The organism is Xanthomonas phaseoli pv. dieffenbachiae, from assembly GCF_008639345.1.
GTDB classification, from domain to species: domain Bacteria; phylum Pseudomonadota; class Gammaproteobacteria; order Xanthomonadales; family Xanthomonadaceae; genus Xanthomonas; species Xanthomonas phaseoli.
In genome coordinates, this window is sequence record NZ_CP041380.1 from 405853 (window position 1) to 423395 (window position 17543).

Consider the following 17543-nt stretch of genomic DNA (forward strand, 5'->3'; position numbering starts at 1 on the left):
GCGCTAGGGGAGGGCGTGCAATTGCTGCTGCGATACGACAGCTCGCCGCCATCTAGATCAGCTGCGCAATGGCGCGTGCGTCACGCTGCGGCAACGTCGACCAACATGGGCATCACCCTGATCGGCCCAAGCGTCGCGACCGGTGAGCGATGGCGTGCGGTCGCAGCAGTGCTCTGTGCAACGGCGGTACAGCGCTGCCCGTGATTGTTGAGCTGCGCAACACTGCAGGTGCATGCCCATGTGCGGTTGGCGAACGCACGCAGCGAGCGCGCGTGAATCGATGCCCCATGTGCTGATTGCCGCGCCAGTCGGTCGTGCCGTTGAGAAGGTCTTGATCAGCAACCGGACCTTCCCGGGAAACGATCCACGCCGAGCAACAACGCCTCAGTCACCCTCAGACGCAGGCCCCGGATGCTGCTTCTCGCTTTCTTCGTTCTCGCCAACGTCGCCTTTGACCTGCGGCAACCCCTCCTGCTGCGCATCGCCGTGGTTGGGCACTTCCGGGCGGTTTTCCATCATCAACGACAGCGCTGCCTTGGCCATCAAGTGCGCGCTGATCGGTGCGGTGATGAACAGAAACACGGTGATCAGCAATTCGCGCGGTTGCGGATCCACACCCAGAAACAGGTGGTAGCCCACCGAGGCCAGCAGCACGCAGCCCACGCCCAGTGTGCTGGCCTTGGTCGGTGCATGCAGGCGCTTGAAAAAATCCGACAGCTTCACCAGGCCGAAGGCGCCGATCAGGATGAAGAACGTGCCCGCCAACAACAAGGCGCTGAGCAGGTATTCGGTCAGCGCGATCATTCGACGATGCTCCGCCGCAACACGTACTTGCTCAGCACCACGGTGCTGCCGAAGCCGAGCATTGCAATGACCAAGGCCGCCTCGAAATAGATCGGCGAATCCAGGTACATGCCCAGCAGCATCAGTTCGGCGATGGCGGTGACCGAGAGCGTATCCAGCGCCAGGATGCGGTCTGGCACGGTCGGCCCGCGCAGCAGCCGCCACAAGGCCATCAGGATGGCCAGGCCCACCGCATGCATGCAGATCACGATGGTCGATTCGATGAACATGTGGCCGGTCATGGAAAGATCTCCATCAGGGGCTTTTCGTAGCGGGTCTTGATCTCGGCGATCAAGGCCTCCGGATCGTCCAGATGCAGCACATGCACCAGCAGATATTTGCGGTCGTCCGATAGCGCGGCCGAGACGGTCCCCGGCGTCAGCGTAATCATGCTGGTCAACGCGGCGATGCCGTGAATGTTGGCGATATCCAGCGGCACCCAGATGAAACCGGGATGGATGCGCGCTTCCGGCCCGAGCACCTGCGCTGCGACCTTGATGTTGGAGCGCACGATGTCACCCGCGGCGACCAGCAGCATGCGCGGCACCGAGCGCAGCGAGCCGATCTGTGCGAACTCGCGGTCCAGCCGCGCTGCAAAGATCGGTACCACCACGCCTAGCAGCATGCCCAAAACCCATTGCTGCGGGCCGAAGCTATCGCTGAGCAGCAGCCAGAACACGAAGACCGTCACGCTCAAGGGCGGCGAGGGGAACAGGCGGCGACGCAGTGGCAGAGGTGTATTCATGGCTGCCTCCGTTGCGGCGTGGTGGCGCGTACCTGGTCCACATACGCGCCGGGATCGCGCAACTGCGCGGCGGCCGCGTCGGTGTAATGCATCAGGGGACCTGCGGCGCCGGTCATCGCAACCAACCCGCCGAGTAACAGCACCGTGGCGGCGGTCTCCACCGGACGCATGCGGCCACGTCGCGGCGGCTGCAGTTCCGGCGCAGTTTCCGCCGCGGCCGGCACCCGCCAGAACAACCGCACGCCGGCGCGGGTGAGGCCGATCACGATCAGCAGGCTACTGCCCAGCACCGCAGTCCACACCGGTCCCACCAGCCCCTCAGGCACGTGTTGCAGCAATGCGGCCTTGGCCAGAAATCCGGACAGCGGCGGCAACCCGGCCACCGCGACCGCGGCAATCATGAACATCGTGCCCGGAATGGCTCGCCCGGGCAGCGGCGCCACCACTTCCTTGCGGTCGCTGGCACTGCCGCGGCGGCGGCGGATCAGGTCGGAAATCATGAACAACGCAGCGGCCACAAAGCTGCTGTGCGGCAGGTAATACAGCCCCGCGCCCAGCGCGCCGGCATCGTCCAGCGAAAACGCGATGAACAAGGTCGCTGCCGAAAACACCACCAGGTACGACACCATCACCCGCAGCCGTGATGCGGCCATCACCCCGAACGCGGCCATCAGCAGCGTCGCGATGCCCAGCCACAACAGCGCATGGCGACCGAAGCCTTGCAGTGCGCCGGCGCCGAACCACAACGACGATACCCGCAGCACTGCGTACAGCCCCACCTTGGTCATGATGGCGAACAATGCGGCCACCGCCGCCGGCGCTCGCGAATAGGTTTCCGGCAGCCACAGATACAGCGGCAACAGCGCGGCCTTGCTGCAGAACACCAGCAGCAACAGGCCGAGCGTGGCCTTGGCCAGCGGCACATCCTGCGCCGGCAGATCGGCAATGCGCTGCGACAGCTCGGCCATGTTGAGCGTGCCGAACACACCGAACAGCAGGCCCAGCGCAATCAGGAACAACGTCGATGCGCACACGTTGAACACCACGTAATGCAGGCCCACCCGCATCTGCAATCCGCGCCCGCCGCTGAGCAGCAGGCCGTAGGAGGCGATGAGCATCACCTCGAAGAACACGAACAGGTTGAAGATGTCGCCGGTCAGGAACGCACCGTTCAAGCCCATCAACTGGAACTGGAACAATGCATGGAAATGCGGTGCGCGCCGGTCCCAGCCTGCGCAGGCATGCAGCAGGCACGCCGAGCCCAGGATCAAGGTCGTCAGCAGCATCCACGCCGACAAGCGATCGCCCATCAGCACGATGCCGATGCGCGCCGGCCAGTCGCCGAGCAGATAGACCAGGATCTGGCCGTTGGCAGCGCGTGCGAACAGGGCGATGACCGCCGCGGCCAACAGGGCGATGCTGACCCACGCCACGCTGCGCTGCACGCGCGGCCCATAGCGGCGGTGTTCGACGAATAACGATGCCGACGCGCCCAGCATCGGGATCAGGATGGGCAGGATCAGCAGATGGTTCATCGCCGGGCCTGCCGCGTATCCGTGCCGGTGGCGGCATCTTCGTGCGCATCCACATGGTCGCTGCCATTGTCGCTACGGCTGCGGATCGCCAGCACCAGGCTCACCGCGGTCATCGCAAACGCAATCACGATGGCGGTCAGCACCAAGGCCTGCGGGAGTGGGTCGGTGTGGTGCATCAGCTCGGCCGGCACGCCGTCGCGCAACACCGGCGCCTGGCCGCTGCGCAAGCGCCCACCGGCAAAGATCAGCAGATTGGTCGCATACGACAGGAAGGTCATGCCCAGGATCACATCGAAGCTGCGCGCACGCAGCAGCAGATAGATCGCCAATGCGGTGAGGACGCCGATTGCGCTTGCCACTGCCAATTCCATCAATGCTGCTCCGCGGTGCGTGTCGAACGTTGGGTGGGGTCGATCTCGCCGCGCTGCGAACTGCGCGTACGCGAGGGTTTGATCGTGCCCATCATCGACAGCATCAACATCGCCGCACCGAACACCACCAGGTACACGCCGGTATCGAAGCCCAGCGCACTGGCCAGTTCCAGTTCGCCCAATAGCGGCAGCGGAATTTCCAGGTGCCCGCTGCTCAGGAACGGCAGCCCGAACACCAGCGAGCCGGCACCGCTGACCAGCGCGCACAACAAGCCGATGCCGATCAGGCGGATGTAGTCGAAACCAAAGCGCGACTCGACCGAGGCCGTCCCCTGAATCACGTACTGCATCAGCAATGGCACCGCCAGCACCAGCCCGGCAATGAAGCCACCGCCCGGCGCGTTGTGCCCGCGCAGGAACAAAAACAGCGACACCGTCAGTGTCAGCGGGAACATGATCTGCGCCAGATCGGCCGGCACCGGCAACTTGATCGGCGGCCCCGGCATGGTGCGCTCCGGTGCCATGCGCGTGCGGCGCAGCAGGGCGTGCACCACCAGCCCGGCGATGGCGAAGACGGTGATCTCGCCAAAGGTATCGAAGCCGCGGAAATCCACCAGGATCACATTGACCACATTGCGCCCATACGCTTCGGGCAAGGCGCGCTGCAGCAGTTCGCCGGCGACCGAATGGCTGGGTTGGGTCATCAGGGTATACGCCAACGCCGCCAGACCCGCACCGCCGGCAATGGCAAGTGCGGCATCGCGCAGCTTGCGCAGCCGCGCACGTTCGGGCAACGAGCGCTCGGGCAGATAGTTCATCGCCAGCAGCATCAGCACCAGCGTGACCATTTCCACCAGCAACTGCGTCAGTGCCAGATCCGGCGCCGACAGGAACACGAACGTCAGGCTGACCGCCAGCCCGGTGCCGCCAAGCACCAGTACCGCCAGCAGGCGCTGCTGGTACAGGAAAAGGCTGCCCAGGGCGCACGCGATCATCAACAGCCACACCATCCATCCCAGCGCCGGCATTGGCATGGGGGCGGGCCATTGCGGCAATGCACCGCCTTGCAGGAACGGCACCAGCGCCACCACGACGGCGCTCAGTACCAGCAGCATCAACATGCGCTGCAGGTTGCCGTTGGTGACTGCGTCGGTCATGCGTGCGGTGGCAGCGAACAAGGCGCGCAGGTTCCATTGGAACAGCGCCTTGCCCGGCGAACGGTTCTGGATCGCGTAAAGATCCAGCGTGCGGCGCAACGCGATGTACAACAATGCACCGCCGACGATGCCGGCAACGCTCATCGCCAGCGGCAAATTGACGCCATGCCACAGCGCCAGGCTGTAGTCGGGCAGCCGGTCGCCCAAGATCGCGGTGGCACCGGCGCGCAGTACGGGCGCCACTGTCCACGCCGGCACGATGCCCACCGCCACGCAGGTCAGTACCAGCACGTCGACCGGAATCCGCATCCAGCGCGGCGGCTCGTGCGGCGTGGTGTCCAGCGCGCGCGGGCCTTCGCCGAAGAACGTGTCGTGCACGAAGCGCAGGCTGTACGCCACGCCCAGCAAGCCGGCCAGCAGCGCAGCGGTGCTGGCCAGGATGCGCATCAGTTGCGGCGCTTCGGTATCCAGCGCAACGGCGAAGAACATTTCCTTCGACAAGAAGCCGTTGAGCAGCGGAATGCCGGCCATGGCCAGCGAGGCGGTGATGGCCAGCGCGCTGGTCACCGGCATCAACCGGCGCAGATTGCCCAGCTTGCGCATGTCGCGCGTGCCGGTCTCATGGTCGATGATGCCGGCGGCCATGAACAACGACGCTTTGAAGACCGCATGGTTGATGAGGTGAAACACGCCGGCCACCACAGCCATCGGCGTGGACAGGCCGAACAGCATCGTGATCAGGCCCAGATGCGAAATGGTCGAGTACGCCAGTACGCCTTTGAGATCGTGCTGAAAGATGGCATGCCAGGCGCCCAACAACACCGTGATCGCGCCGATGCCGGTCACCGTGTAGAAAAACAGATCGGTACCGGCCAGCGCCGGATGCAAGCGCGCCAGCAAAAACACGCCGGCCTTCACCATCGTGGCCGAATGCAGATACGCCGACACCGGCGTAGGCGCCGCCATTGCGTGCGGCAACCAGAAGTGGAACGGGAACTGCGCGCTCTTGGTGAAGATGCCCAGCAACACCAGGCCCAGCGCGTACGGATACAGCGGGCTGGCGCGGATCACATCGCCGGCGGCCAGGACGGCATCGAGCTGAAAACTGCCGACGATGCGGCCGATCATCAACACGCCGCCCAACAACGCCAGGCCGCCGCCGGCAGTCAGTACGAAGGCCATGCGTGCGCCTTCGCGCGCGTCCTTGCGGTGCGACCAGAAGCCGATCAACAAGAACGAGCTGATACTGGTGAGTTCCCAGAACACCATCAACAACAGCAAATTGCCCGACAGCACCATGCCGAGCATCGCGCCCATGAACAGCAAGAGATAGGCAAAAAAACGCGACGCGCTATCGCGTGCGCTCAAGTAGTAATGCGCGTAAAGCACCACCAGCGCGCCGATGCCCAGCACCAGCAGGGCGAACATCCAGGCCAGGCCATCGAGCCGCAGCGAGAACATCAGGCCAATCTGCGGCAGCCACGCGTGTTGGCTGGCAATCACTTTGCCGCGCAGCACCGCTGGCGTCGCCAACGCCAGCACCAGCAGCCCGGCCAACGGCGCGGCCGCAGCCAACCACGCAGTGATCGAACGGGATGCGCGCCAGAGCAGCGCAGCGGCGGCGGCCATGACAAATGGCAGCGCCAGCAGAATTTCCAGCGAGAAAGGCATGCAGGGAACACAAGATTCGCGAGCAGGCCCGAGAGCTTAACAAACCGTTGACTGACGTCCGCGTCAACGCCGCCAGCGCGCATCGCCCGTGATCGGCTTCACCCCGCCATCGGCCTCACTGGGCTGCCCATCGCCATGCCGCACTCGCTGAGGTGAGTACGAAGCGTCCTGTGCCGCGTCGAGACACGGCGTGTGCGAACTCCCAGGCCGGCTGCCTGGGTAAGTCGCGCAACGCGGTATCCGCACGCCATAGGGCGCTTCCCGGAGGATTGGCCGTCAGTGGCACGGAGCGCGCGCCGCGCGGCTTGCCGTGGCGCCAGCCAAGCCGGCGGCATGCAACACCCGCACCGCACCGCTGGCGGCCAACGTACATCATCTGAAGATGCGTAATACGCTCTAGTAGCGCCAGCCCAGCTGGCGATACGCCTTGGCCAGCACCCAGATCGGCCCGATCAGCAGATAGGTGAGATCGGTCAGGAAGCTCGGTTTGCGGCCTTCGATCTTGTGGCCGACGAATTGGGCAATCCAGGCCAGCACGAACACCGTCAGCCCGGTGGTCAACAGACCGGCAAGCCCGATGCGGCCTTCGATCAACCGGCACAGACAGCCGAAGAAGAAAAAGATCCCCAGCATGCCCAACCCCAGCGGGCTCGACAGCCGGTTGTAGTACGACCACGCCGCAAACATCGACAGCGCGGCCCACACGCCGCTGCTGAACCAGCTGCCGCCGACCGGGATGCACCACAACAGCGCCACCACCGACCACAGGATCGCAGGCACCGCCAGCACGTGGATCTGCTGATTGGTCGCGTTTTGATGGTCGTCTGAATAGCTGGCGAAATAGCGCTCGATCGGTCGCGCGGTCGTGGTGCTTTGGCTCATGTTCCCTCCCAGGAATGACCCAAGCATACGCGCGCGGATGGCGCCATGGCAGATGTATCCCCCGTCACGCCTTGGCGGCGCGACGAGGGTGCACCGTCAGTTCACCGAAACTGCGCTCCACGCCGCCGCTACCGCGCGGTATTGCGTGGACGTGCTGCCGTACAGATCGGTGGCCGCGCTCAGCGTGGCCCGACGGGCCGCCGCGTAGTTGGTGGACGAGGTCATGTAGACCGTCAGTGCGCGATACCAGATGCGGCTGGCCGCGGCACGGCCGATCGCGGTGAGCGCCGTGGAGCCGCTGCAGACCAGACTGGTCGGGGTCAGGTTGTAGCTGGTGCCGGAACCGAATCCGCTCGGCACCACCGCCCCTTCGGCCAGCAGATAGTAGAAATGATTGGCCACGCCCGAGCTGTAGTGCACATTGAGCGAGCCCAGGCTGCTGCTGTAGCAATCGGGCGATTTGCCATCCAGGCTAGGCTTGAACATATAACGCAACGCCAGTGTGCCGGTGCTGTTGTTGGGGATGATCTTCTCGCCAATCAGATAATTGCCCGGCTCGGCACTGTTGGCAGCGGAGTACTCCACCATGGTGCCCATGATGTCGGACGTGGCTTCATTCAGCCCGCCCGATTCGCCCGAGTAGGTCAGCGCGGCGGTCCGGCTGGTCACGCCATGGGTCATCTCATGGCCGGCCACATCCACCGACACCAGCGGCGTGAACGTGCTGCCGTCGCCATCGCCGAAGGTCATGCAGAAACAACTGTCCTGCCAGAAGGCGTTGTTGTAGCGGCTACCGTAATGCACCCGGCTCCGTGCACCGGCGCCGTCGTTTGCGATGCCTGTGCGCGAATGCATAGTGCGGTAATAGTCCCAGGTCAACGCCACGCCGTAATGCGCATCGACCGCTGCGGTGACCGTATCGCCGGTGGTGCCGCTACCCCAGGCATTGTCGGCATCGGTGACCAGCGTGCCATTGCCGGAGGTGCTGTTGCGCATGTTGTAGGTCGCACCGCTGCCGCGACTGAGATCGGTCATCTCGTAGCTGGTGCTGCTGCAGCGCGTCGTGTTCACCGTCACGCTGCCTGCATACAACGAACGTCCTGTACCAGCGGTGCTGGTGCCGCCGCTACACGCGGTATGCACCGTATCCCAGGATTCGAGGATGCGCTGGTTCACCGCATCGACGATGTAATGCATCTCGGTCGGTGTCTGGTCGGGTTTGACACCGCTGTAGATCACCTCGTACACCAGGCGCGGCGCGCCTTGGCGTGCATACAGCGCCAGACTTGCACGTGGCGCAGCATCCTGCGCCACATCGAATTGCGATCCGGCCACACGCAATGCGGTTGCCGCATCGATACCCGGCACCAGGCTCGGACGCACCGTGGTGTCCATTGTCTGGCTCAATTCACGCATCACCCCACGGCGCGAGTGCACGACCACGTCGCCACCGATCACGGGCAGTCCCTGATAGGTACGATCGAAGCGCACATGCTCGGTGCCGTCGGCATCGACGATGCTGTCGCGTGCGATGAAGGCGTCGGCCGGCGCGCGATTGGCCAATGCCGACGCGTTGTTCCCCAATAACGATTGCGCGCGCGAAACGGCGGCATTGGCCGACAGATCCGCAGCGGTTGCGGCAGCAGAAAACGTGAGCGCGCAGCAGATTGCCGCGCCCAGGACATGGAATTGCATGACGACTCTCTCCAGAAAACGTGCAATGCAAAGACCGGCAGCCCCCCGACGGCCGGTCGCCGATGGCACCTTGGGTGCCGGCAGCTACGCTTGCACAGTCACGAACTGGACAGTAGTAAAAATTACGGATGTATTGCGTTCTGTGCGCCCGGCCACTTTCCGCTGTGGCGTACATCGCAGAGGTGCAGCGGATGCATGGTGTCATTGGCCGCTGCGGCCATGCATGCGCGCAACGCAGTGATTTCAGGCCGGGTTGCGCCGCATCGTTGCGCCGACGCAGGGGCGCTGCGGTATCCCATCGCCACGCGCTGGCCGTCGAACGATGGTCAGTTTGCGCGATGTCATCACTTCCGCGGCGCATGCGCAAACAAAAACGCCGGCCAATATCCTGGCCGGCGTTTTCTTGATCTATCGCTGAAAGATCAGCGAACTCCCATCGCAACCTTTTGCTGTTCTTGCTGGGCCTGTTGCTGCTGCGACTGACCAGCCAGCAACTGCGCGCTGGTTTGCTCAAGTGGCTGGGCAGGTTGGTTCAGGTCCACCGCCGCCCGGAAGCCCGGCGTGGTGCCCACGACGAACGCCTTGCCGTCCTGCACCGTCACGTTCTGCAGCTTGTCGGCGCTGTCGATCCCATTCTGCTTGGCCTGCAGCGTGACATGTGCCGCGGTCTCGTTGGAGATCATGCTGGGCAGCTTGCTGCGGATTGCGTTATGCAGCGCGTGGTCGGGATGCGATGCATCGTTGAGCGAAGGCCCCTTCGGCGCAGCAACCTGCGCCTCGCGGGTCTGCACCGGTTGCGCAGACAACGCTGCCCGCGTGTCGCGGCCAACAACACCGTCCTGCTGCAGCCCATGCTGCTTCTGAAACGCCATCACCGCCTCGCGCGTGTTGTCGCCGAAACGCCCATCCTCGGCCAGCCGGTTGCCCTGCGCATCGCGCACGCCCAGGCGGTTGAGGTCCTGCTGCAGCTTTCCCACATCCTGACTGTTGTCGCCATGCCGCAAGGCACCTGTGCCGCTTGCCGGTGCTGCATGGGTGTTGTGCGCACCTGCATCGTGTTGGCGACCCTGATTCCAGAAGGTCTCGGGGCTGGTCAGTTTTCCGTTGGCATCGCGCAATTGGTAATGCACATGCTGGGCATATTGGCTTGCGCCATTGGGTCCACGTCCCCCCATCGTGCCGATGGCATCGCCTGCCGACAGCGTCTGACCTTCTTTGACCTTGACGCCATCCAGATGCAGGATCTCGTGCGAGTTGCCTTGTGCATCGCGAATCTTGACGGTGCCGTGGCTTCCGCCTGCAAAGGTCACCGTCCCGGCGATCGGCGAATGCACGGTTGGATGCTGCAGATTGCGTCCTGCCTGACCGCCCTGATAATTGAAGTCGGTGCCGCCGTGGTCGCGCGCGCTGCGGTGCTCGCCGTAATGCCCGGTGACATGCGGCGCGGTGCCGCTCTGCGGCGGAAGCATGCGCTCCATGGTGGCCTGGAACGACTGCGCGTTCGAACCGGCATGCGGTGTTTGCGCCGGTGTCGCATGCTGCGCAGGCGCAACAGTCTGTCCGAGCTGACCGTGTTCGAGCTTGTGCATCACATCGGGCGTGAGGTCGCGCTGCCAGCGCGCGAAGCGGCTTTCGCGATCAGCCAGTCCATTCGGCGGGTCGACACCTGATCGCAACGCCTGCTGCATGCGCATCTTGCCTGGCCGCTTGCGGCACATTGTGCTGCCAGTACCAGGTTGCGATCCTCGACGCATTTTCCGGTTGCGCGGCCAGTTCGGGGTGCGCGACCAGGTCGAGTTTCAACGCTTCGCCGGCCTCGCGATACTGATCCTTGCCGGTGAGCTGGATGTAGCCGCGACCACGGTAAAGATAACCATCGCCGGGCTCGTTGTTGCCCATGCGCCCGCCATACATCAACTCGGCAAGTTTCTCCGGCTGGCCGCGCAATGCCTCCAGGCGCGCTTCTTCCAGCGCCTCCGGTCCTTCGCGCAGTGCAGAACGCACTTTCGAACTCACTTGCGAGGGGCCGCGGGTGTAGCGGAACCCTTCTTCCAGGCGGTTGAGTCCGCCCGATTCGTGGCCTACCTGGGCCATGAAATTGGCCAATTCGGTTGGCCGGGTGATTCCCGCTGCATAGGCTGCCTGCAGCAGCCCTGTCTCGCGATCGGTTGCCATGGTGTAACTCCTCATTTCTCAGCAACATCAAAAACGGACCCATCCTTGTCCGTGTAAGCCATTACTTCCTTTTAATTTTGCTTATGGGCTCCAGCCTCATCCAGCGCGGCGACTTTCTTGAGCGTGGCGGGGTCGAAGTCCTGGAACGTCACCGTTCCAAAATCCTTGTCGGTTAATTCCAGGGTGTTGTGTTGTTCGGTCTCGGTATCGGAAAGATCGCGCACAACCTTGTCCAGCAACCAGGTTTGCTTGTCTGCCGAATACTTGAACGTGAAGTCGTCGGCCCAGCGTTCGCGCGACCCGCCTGAAATGGAGATGGTGAATTGCCCGGGCTGGACGCGCGAAAACGCATACGGGTCGCCTGCCAGACCGCCGCAGCGGGCACAGGGCACGATGCGATCATTTTCAGCGGCCTTTTGCAGGCGGCCATCGGCGTTCTGGGTCAGCAGCAGGACGCGACGTGGCTGCCCTTCGCCGAGCTTTTCATTACCGGTTGCCGGCGGAGAAATCACCACAAGTGCGTCCGAATGTCCGGCGCCAGTCAGATCGCCGCGTTGGGTATCCAGCGCCTTCGATCCTGCTGGAACGAAGGAGTCTATCGTTGCCATGGGTACAGTCCCTTGTGTCGATGTGGCAGGGGGTGACGCGGCCGCGGCGGGTGATTGAGTCGCGGCCGTCGGTGCACTGGCCGGCGTGCCAGGCGCATCGGCGGCCTGCGGACCGTTACACGCGGCAAGCGCTACTGCCAGCACGGGGATGAGCAGTCTGAAGCGGGGCACGGCCGTCTCCTGATGTGGGGGGGGTGCATGGCGCGGTGTTGCCTGCGCCGTTACAGCGACTGGTCGTCGACCTTGACCAGGGTCCAGCATGGGCGCTGGGCGAAGTGGTAGACCTGTTGATCGCCGCTGTCAGGTGTGCGGACCAGTACCTGACGACCGCCTGCATCCTCGGACACCACCACCTCGCGTCCCGCGGAGCGGGCCACGTCCAGATTCGGGATCACCGGCCATTGGACGTCGGCCAGCGCAACCTGGCGAGTGATTGGCGCCGGTTCCGGCTGCGCATCCGGATCGATCCGGATCATGGTCAGCGGGTCGGCCGTGGCTTTCTCCTGGGCCGCGATGTCTGCACTGAAGCTTTTTAGAAATGCAGAAAAGTCGGTCGTGGGGCAGGCTGTCGGCTGAGCGGGCGTGGCCGCCGCTGTAGCAGGCGTTGAGGCGGCAGGCGCGGCACTCGCTGCCTCTGCTGTCGCCGCGGGCATTGCCGCGCCTGCTGGCTCTGCTTGCGGTTTGCAGGCAACCAGCGCCAGGCTTAGTGCGATGGCATGCAGGGACGTTCGTAAAAGGGCCAACGGATCCTCCTGATCGTATCGGGCGATGTGCGAGCGGGCGGAATGGTATCCGCGCATTGCGTGCAAATGCGTGAAGGCTTGCGGGGCGAGCGTGCAGCGGGCCGGCCGGCACGCGGCAGGCCCGCACCCCGGGAGAATGACCGGCGTGACAGTGGCCGGTGCTCAAACGAATCCAAGACCGATGATGGTCATCAACACAGGCCAGGTACCGCATCTCGATCCATCGCAAAGTCGTCAGTGATGGATGGATTACCTTGAAATCACCCGTTGGCGCGAACAACTAAATTCCGCTCGAAAATACATCCAGTGCATCCGCACTCACCCAGCCTTGCGCGCAATTGCCAACGGATTGTCCTGGTGCAGCCGCGTGTCAGCCCTCACCACTTTCAGGCTTGATCTGCTTGATCGGCCTGTCGCCATAGGTTTTGCACAATGCGTTGTTCTTGCACTTTGCAATGGTGTCCGCTCGAATTGCGGTGACGTAGTAATAACGCGGGTTCTGTCCGGCGCGGCCGATCGCCTGGACGCAGACGAGCTGACCTTGGGTCAGGTTTGCCGTAGCCGTTGCGCTGCTGCCGGTGGTGGGCACCACGTTCAATAGATCTACTCCGTTCACCTGGGCGACTCCGGCGAAAAATCCCTCATTGCCGCAATCGGGCGAAAACTCCACGTCATAAAAATCACCACGATCGACATTGCCTGCTGTGCATCCCTTTGCAGCCTTCGCATCCGTGCAGCTGACGCCAGCGGCCTGTATCAATGCGCCAAGTCTGTCGGTGACCTGCGAGACCGCAGCTGTGTTGTTTTTCACAGATGCTACCGGCGCTGCTGCTGGAGCGGACGAGCTTGCAGATTGGCCGGCCGTGCAGGCGCTTAGCGCGAGCAACAAACTGGACAGTGCCGCATTGCGGAAGGCAGGCAACGTGCGAAAGAAGTGACTTGACCGAGCCATTGCGACCTCGTTGGGCAAGAGCGCACACCATCGTGGCGAGTATGGTGGAATGAATTAGATGCGATTGTGTGCAGTGCCCGTCATGAAGTTTCACGCACCCGCCAGCTTGGCCTTGGTGGGCAGGCGATGGGCTCGGAACACGCCGATTATTTCAGCGCTTCAGTCATGACGGCGTCTGCGTACTGCGCCGACTCGCCCCCTTCAATCGGGGGCAGGCCATCAATCCACCGAAATGTCCGCCAGCCGCTGCAGCGCTTCGGCATATTTCGCACGCGTGCGATCGATGACGTCGGCCGGCAGGCGCGGGCCGGGCGCGGTCTTGCCCCAGTCCAGGGTTTCCAGATAATCGCGCACGAACTGCTTGTCGTAGCTCGGCGGGCTGGTGCCCGGCTCGTATTGGTCGGCCGGCCAATAACGGGAGGAATCCGGGGTCAGCATCTCGTCCATGATGTACAGACGGCCATCGGCATCGGTGCCGAATTCGAACTTGGTATCGGCCAGCAGGATGCCGCGTTCGGCAGCAAAATCGGCGGCAAAACGGTAGATGCGCAAGGTGGCGTCGCGCACCCGTTCGGCCAGCTCGGCACCGACCGTCTTGACCATTGCATCGAAGTCGATGTTTTCGTCGTGGTCGCCAACCGCTGCCTTGGTCGAAGGCGTGAAAATCGGCTCGGGCAGTTTCTCGGCCTGACGCAGGCCGTCGGGCAATTCGATACCGCTGATCTTGCCGGTACGCTGGTAATCCTTCCAGCCGCTGCCGATCACATAGCCGCGGGCGATGGCTTCCACCGGCACCGGCTTGAGCTTGCGCGTGACCACGGCGCGCTTGGCGTACAAGGCCCGGTCGACACCCTCGGGCAATACCTGCTCCATGCGGATGTCCACCAGGTGGTTGGGCATCAGGTGCTCGGTCTTGTGGAACCAGAAGTTGGATACCTGGCATAGCATCTCGCCCTTGCCGGGAATCGGGTCGGGCAGCACCACGTCGAACGCAGACAGGCGATCGGTGGCCACCATCAACAGATAGTCGCCGGGGGGCGCATCGGCGGGCAGGCGGTCGCGGGGAATATCGAAGACATCGCGGACCTTGCCACGGTGACGCAACGGCAGGCCGGGCAGATCGGATTGCAACAGCGTGGTCGACACAGGCACTCCTAAGGACGTCGCTATGACGCTGTCCCCGGGACCCGGCGGGCCCGCGGGTAGGCAGCGGGCCGCGTAGTGTACGGCGCTTCGCCGCCGCCCGCAGAATTTATTGGAGCCCGCGCGGTAGGGCCTGTGCAGGCGCCGTCAGCCAGGCCGGGCGGGCGTTCGGGTAAGATCGCCAGCCCGCCTCCCGCCCCCGATCGCCCCATGTCCTGGTACGGAAAACTGCTCGGCGCATTGGCCGGCGCCTTGCTGTTTCGCGGGGCGCCGGTAGTGGGGCTGATGATCGGGCTGGCGATCGGCCACGCGGTCGACGCCGGCTGGTTCAAACGGCGCGCGGAAAATCCGTACGAAGCGCTGGGCCTGGAGCCGGATGCCACCACCGCCGAGATCGACCTGGCCTATCGCCGGCTGATGTCGCGCTACCACCCGGACAAGGTCGCCAACGCCGACCCGGAAGCCCTCCGCCAGGCCGAGAAGAAGGCCAGCCAGATCAACGCCGCCTACGACCGGATTCAGCGGCTGCGCAGGCGCTGAGCGAAGGGGCGCACCGACATCTGCTGCGTCCAGCAGTGCCGGGCGTCAGCGCAGCGTGTTGTTCCCCCGGAAAGGCCTCACCCAATAAAACGCCTGATCGTCACGATCAGGCGCCGCGGGCACGCACGCACCCGGCTCTCAGAACCTGTAGGTCACGGTCAGGCGTAGCGCATTGGTCGAAAGATCGGTATCGGTACGGCGCAGATCGGTACCGGCCGGATTGACGCGCAGGAAGGGGTTGGTGGGTGGTGCGGAGCCGGGCCCGACGCGCACGCGGGTGTCGTCGTCCTGCAGGCGGGTGAACAGGTATTCCACGCCGACCGAGACCTTGTCGCTCAAGCGCCGCTGCAGGCCGATGCCGGCCTGGTAGCCATCGGCACTGTCGCCGCCACTGCCGGTGAAGCTGTTGGCGGTATTGCTGCTGGCAAAGCGGTGGTCGAATTCGCCACGCGCCACACCGGCGGTGATGTAGGCCAGGTAATCGCCCTGGGTGCCGAAGGCGTAGCCGATGCGGCCGCGCAACGCCGCGGTGCGGTTGAGCTGGCGGGTGAAGGTGTAAAACGCGGGCGTCGTGCTGAAGGCGCTGACGCTGTCGCGGACATCGTTGCGGGTGTATTCGGCGAGCACGCCATAGACCCAGTTGCCGGCCTGCCAGTCGTAGCCCAGCCGTGCGCCGTATTCGGCACCGCCCTTGTCCTTGCTGCAGCCGCTGGCCGGGGTGCGCCCCGCCGCTGCGCCACCGCAGAAACCGGGCGAAAACGCATCGGCACCGGTCGCGGTGCTGACCTGGTCGCCGTCGCGGCCATCCAGATTGGTATCGAAGCCGAAGCGGCCACCGGAGACGCCGGCCGGATCGGCACCACCGACGTTGGCACCGATGGAAAAACCGGACCAGTCAGCGGGGCCGGATTGCGCCCAGGCCGAGGGCGCCAGGACGAGAAGGGCCAGAGTGGCGGAAGCGAGCGGGGTGGGTTTCATGCGATCTCCTTGCATCTGGCGCGGCGCGCCGGTCAGGTACGTACGCGCTCGCGTTCGCTCCGGATGCACGTGGGCTGACGTTGGGGGCGGCATTGCACAGCGGTAGAGCCGCCGGCGCCGCGGCAGGTGCGCGATCGCGCAATGACTGCGAGCTGCCGGCCCTAGCCTGCGGTGGTAGCGGCGGCCTGCCCGCGGCGTGCGCCCCAAGCGCCCAGCGGCGTTCGGCTTTCCTCGCCGGGCCACGGTTGCGACAATGGCGCTCCTGCATTTTTTTCCGAGCTGCCCATGCAACCGACGGCGATCGCCCCGTCCATCCTGTCCGCCGATTTCGCCCGTCTGGGCGAGGAAGTGAATAACGTGCTCAAGGCTGGTGCCGATTGGGTGCACTTCGACGTGATGGACAACCACTATGTGCCCAACCTCACCATCGGCCCGATGGTGTGCCAGGCGCTGCGCAAGCACGGCATCACTGCGCCGATCGACGTACATCTGATGGTCGAGCCGGTGGACCGCATCGTGCCGGATTTCGCCGACGCCGGTGCCACCACCATCAGCTTCCACCCCGAAGCCAGCCGCCACGTGCACCGCACGATCCAGCTGATCAAGTCGCATGGCTGCCAGGCCGGGCTGGTGCTCAACCCGGCCACGCCGGTGGACATCCTGGATTGGGTGCTGCCCGAGCTGGACTTGGTCTTGGTGATGTCGGTCAACCCGGGCTTCGGCGGGCAGGCTTTCATCCCGTCTGCGCTGGACAAGCTGCGCGCGATCCGCCGCAAGATCGACGCGACGGGCAAGCCGATCCGGCTGGAGATCGATGGCGGGGTCAAGGCCGACAACATCGGTGCGATTGCCGCCGCCGGCGCCGACACCTTCGTCGCCGGCTCGGCCATTTTCAATGCGCCCGACTATGCGAAGGTGATTGCGCAGATGCGCGCGGCGGTGGATGCGGTGCGATGAGCCGGCCTGCGCCGCAGATCCGCAGCGCCACGCCTGCGGATGTGCCGCTGCTGCATGAACTCATCACCGCGCTGGCGGTGTACGAGCGCGAGCCGGACGCGGTCAAGGCCAGCCAGCAGGAGTTGCGCGCCAGTCTGTTCGGCGAAGGGGCCACCGCGCATGCGTTGATCTGCGAGCGCGACGGCCAAGCGCTTGGATTTGCGGTGTATTTCTTCAACTACTCCACTTGGCTGGGCCGTAACGGCTTGTATCTGGAAGACCTGTTCGTGCGGCCGGAAGCGCGCGGCAACGGCGCGGGGCTTGCGCTGTTGCGGCACTTGGCGCAGCTGGCCGTGCAGCGTGGCTGCGGGCGGTTCGAATGGTCGGTGCTGGACTGGAACCAGCCGGCCATCGACTTCTACAAGGCAGTCGGTGCGCACCCGATGGAGGGCTGGACCGTGTACCGGCTCGACGGCGAGCGGCTGAGCCGGCTGCGTCGGGAGGTCAGCATCCCGTAAAAGGAAGGCCGCTCCCGAGGAAGCGGCCTTCAAGAAAACTGGAGGCTGATC

At 64.5% G+C, this 17543-nt stretch carries 15 protein-coding genes and 2 pseudogenes; 3 read left to right on the forward strand and 14 right to left on the reverse strand.

The window, feature by feature from the left end; translation table 11 throughout:
• Positions 1-384: 384 nt before the first annotated feature.
• From FLG15_RS01850 to FLG15_RS01915, 13 genes and pseudogenes are all read right to left on the reverse strand, one after another.
• Positions 385-804 carry a Na+/H+ antiporter subunit G gene (locus tag FLG15_RS01850; RefSeq protein WP_039567396.1) on the reverse strand — a complete coding sequence of 140 codons (420 nt, stop codon included), beginning with the start codon at positions 802-804 and terminating at the stop codon, positions 385-387.
• Positions 801-1085, reverse strand: coding sequence for a K+/H+ antiporter subunit F (locus FLG15_RS01855; protein ID WP_003486364.1), 285 nt, complete (start codon positions 1083-1085; stop codon positions 801-803). The genes FLG15_RS01850 and FLG15_RS01855 overlap by 4 nt, the downstream gene beginning before the upstream one ends.
• Entirely contained in the window at positions 1082-1588 is a 507-nt protein-coding gene (locus FLG15_RS01860; protein WP_017157947.1) for a Na+/H+ antiporter subunit E, read from the reverse strand. Before FLG15_RS01860 ends, FLG15_RS01855 begins: the two co-directional genes overlap by 4 nt.
• A complete protein-coding gene (locus FLG15_RS01865; RefSeq protein WP_057677371.1) occupies positions 1585-3123 on the reverse strand; it encodes a monovalent cation/H+ antiporter subunit D in 1539 nt (512 codons plus the stop codon). Before FLG15_RS01865 ends, FLG15_RS01860 begins: the two co-directional genes overlap by 4 nt.
• Complete coding sequence (locus FLG15_RS01870; RefSeq protein ID WP_011346152.1) at positions 3120-3494, reverse strand: Na+/H+ antiporter subunit C; 375 nt, start codon at positions 3492-3494, stop codon at positions 3120-3122. Before FLG15_RS01870 ends, FLG15_RS01865 begins: the two co-directional genes overlap by 4 nt.
• Positions 3494-6322, reverse strand: coding sequence for a monovalent cation/H+ antiporter subunit A (locus tag FLG15_RS01875; protein ID WP_150145439.1), 2829 nt, complete (start codon positions 6320-6322; stop codon positions 3494-3496). The genes FLG15_RS01870 and FLG15_RS01875 overlap by 1 nt, the downstream gene beginning before the upstream one ends.
• Positions 6323-6718: 396 nt before the next feature.
• Positions 6719-7204: an Mpo1 family 2-hydroxy fatty acid dioxygenase gene (locus FLG15_RS01880; protein ID WP_150145441.1), complete on the reverse strand. Its 486-nt coding sequence runs from the start codon at positions 7202-7204 to the stop codon at positions 6719-6721.
• 96 nt (positions 7205-7300) lie between these two features.
• Entirely contained in the window at positions 7301-8899 is a 1599-nt protein-coding gene (locus FLG15_RS01885; protein WP_150145443.1) for a M4 family metallopeptidase, read from the reverse strand.
• Positions 8900-9321: 422 nt separating this feature from the next.
• A pseudogene (locus tag FLG15_RS23300) lies at positions 9322-11074 on the reverse strand (peptidoglycan-binding protein).
• 71 nt (positions 11075-11145) lie between these two features.
• The gene (locus FLG15_RS01900; protein WP_057678394.1) at positions 11146-11682 is read right to left on the reverse strand and encodes a hypothetical protein; all 537 of its coding nucleotides are present in this window, start codon (positions 11680-11682) and stop codon (positions 11146-11148) included.
• A 221-nt stretch (positions 11683-11903) separates the two neighbouring features.
• Positions 11904-12482, reverse strand: coding sequence for a hypothetical protein (locus FLG15_RS01905; RefSeq protein WP_237377075.1), 579 nt, complete (start codon positions 12480-12482; stop codon positions 11904-11906).
• Between the two features lie 223 nt (positions 12483-12705).
• Positions 12706-13023 (reverse strand): annotated as a pseudogene (locus FLG15_RS01910) (hypothetical protein).
• 573 nt (positions 13024-13596) lie between these two features.
• The gene (locus FLG15_RS01915; protein WP_209228140.1) at positions 13597-14523 is read right to left on the reverse strand and encodes a phosphoribosylaminoimidazolesuccinocarboxamide synthase; all 927 of its coding nucleotides are present in this window, start codon (positions 14521-14523) and stop codon (positions 13597-13599) included.
• A gap of 207 nt (positions 14524-14730) precedes the next feature.
• Here FLG15_RS01915 and FLG15_RS01920 point away from each other — a divergent pair, with 207 nt between their 5' ends.
• Complete coding sequence (locus FLG15_RS01920; protein ID WP_057678399.1) at positions 14731-15060, forward strand: J domain-containing protein; 330 nt, start codon at positions 14731-14733, stop codon at positions 15058-15060.
• A gap of 138 nt (positions 15061-15198) precedes the next feature.
• On the opposite strand, the gene FLG15_RS01925 is transcribed toward FLG15_RS01920, so the two are convergent.
• Positions 15199-16038 (reverse strand): outer membrane protein, encoded by an 840-nt coding sequence (locus FLG15_RS01925; protein WP_057678400.1) that lies wholly within the window; start codon positions 16036-16038, stop codon positions 15199-15201.
• A 285-nt stretch (positions 16039-16323) separates the two neighbouring features.
• Here FLG15_RS01925 and rpe point away from each other — a divergent pair, with 285 nt between their 5' ends.
• Positions 16324-16995: a ribulose-phosphate 3-epimerase gene (gene rpe / locus FLG15_RS01930; RefSeq protein ID WP_150145447.1), complete on the forward strand. Its 672-nt coding sequence runs from the start codon at positions 16324-16326 to the stop codon at positions 16993-16995.
• Positions 16992-17492, forward strand: a complete 501-nt coding sequence (locus FLG15_RS01935; protein WP_150145449.1) for a GNAT family N-acetyltransferase — start codon at positions 16992-16994, stop codon at positions 17490-17492. The genes rpe and FLG15_RS01935 overlap by 4 nt, the downstream gene beginning before the upstream one ends.
• Positions 17493-17543: the final 51 nt, after the last annotated feature.

Excerpts from the sequence above, each read along its gene's own strand:
- FLG15_RS01850 (WP_039567396.1), bottom strand. The coding sequence starts at position 804 with ATGATCGCGCTGACCGAATACCTGCTCAGCGCCTTGTTGTTGGCGGGC.
- FLG15_RS01855 (WP_003486364.1), bottom strand. The coding sequence starts at position 1,085 with ATGACCGGCCACATGTTCATCGAATCGACCATCGTGATCTGCATGCAT.
- FLG15_RS01860 (WP_017157947.1), bottom strand. The coding sequence starts at position 1,588 with ATGAATACACCTCTGCCACTGCGTCGCCGCCTGTTCCCCTCGCCGCCC.
- FLG15_RS01865 (WP_057677371.1), bottom strand. The coding sequence starts at position 3,123 with ATGAACCATCTGCTGATCCTGCCCATCCTGATCCCGATGCTGGGCGCG.
- FLG15_RS01870 (WP_011346152.1), bottom strand. The coding sequence starts at position 3,494 with ATGGAATTGGCAGTGGCAAGCGCAATCGGCGTCCTCACCGCATTGGCG.
- FLG15_RS01875 (WP_150145439.1), bottom strand. The coding sequence starts at position 6,322 with ATGCCTTTCTCGCTGGAAATTCTGCTGGCGCTGCCATTTGTCATGGCC.
- FLG15_RS01880 (WP_150145441.1), bottom strand. The coding sequence starts at position 7,204 with ATGAGCCAAAGCACCACGACCGCGCGACCGATCGAGCGCTATTTCGCC.
- FLG15_RS01885 (WP_150145443.1), bottom strand. The coding sequence starts at position 8,899 with ATGCAATTCCATGTCCTGGGCGCGGCAATCTGCTGCGCGCTCACGTTT.
- FLG15_RS01900 (WP_057678394.1), bottom strand. The coding sequence starts at position 11,682 with ATGGCAACGATAGACTCCTTCGTTCCAGCAGGATCGAAGGCGCTGGAT.
- FLG15_RS01905 (WP_237377075.1), bottom strand. The coding sequence starts at position 12,482 with ATGCGCGGATACCATTCCGCCCGCTCGCACATCGCCCGATACGATCAG.
- FLG15_RS01920 (WP_057678399.1), top strand. The coding sequence starts at position 14,731 with ATGTCCTGGTACGGAAAACTGCTCGGCGCATTGGCCGGCGCCTTGCTG.
- FLG15_RS01925 (WP_057678400.1), bottom strand. The coding sequence starts at position 16,038 with ATGAAACCCACCCCGCTCGCTTCCGCCACTCTGGCCCTTCTCGTCCTG.
- rpe (WP_150145447.1), top strand. The coding sequence starts at position 16,324 with ATGCAACCGACGGCGATCGCCCCGTCCATCCTGTCCGCCGATTTCGCC.
- FLG15_RS01935 (WP_150145449.1), top strand. The coding sequence starts at position 16,992 with ATGAGCCGGCCTGCGCCGCAGATCCGCAGCGCCACGCCTGCGGATGTG.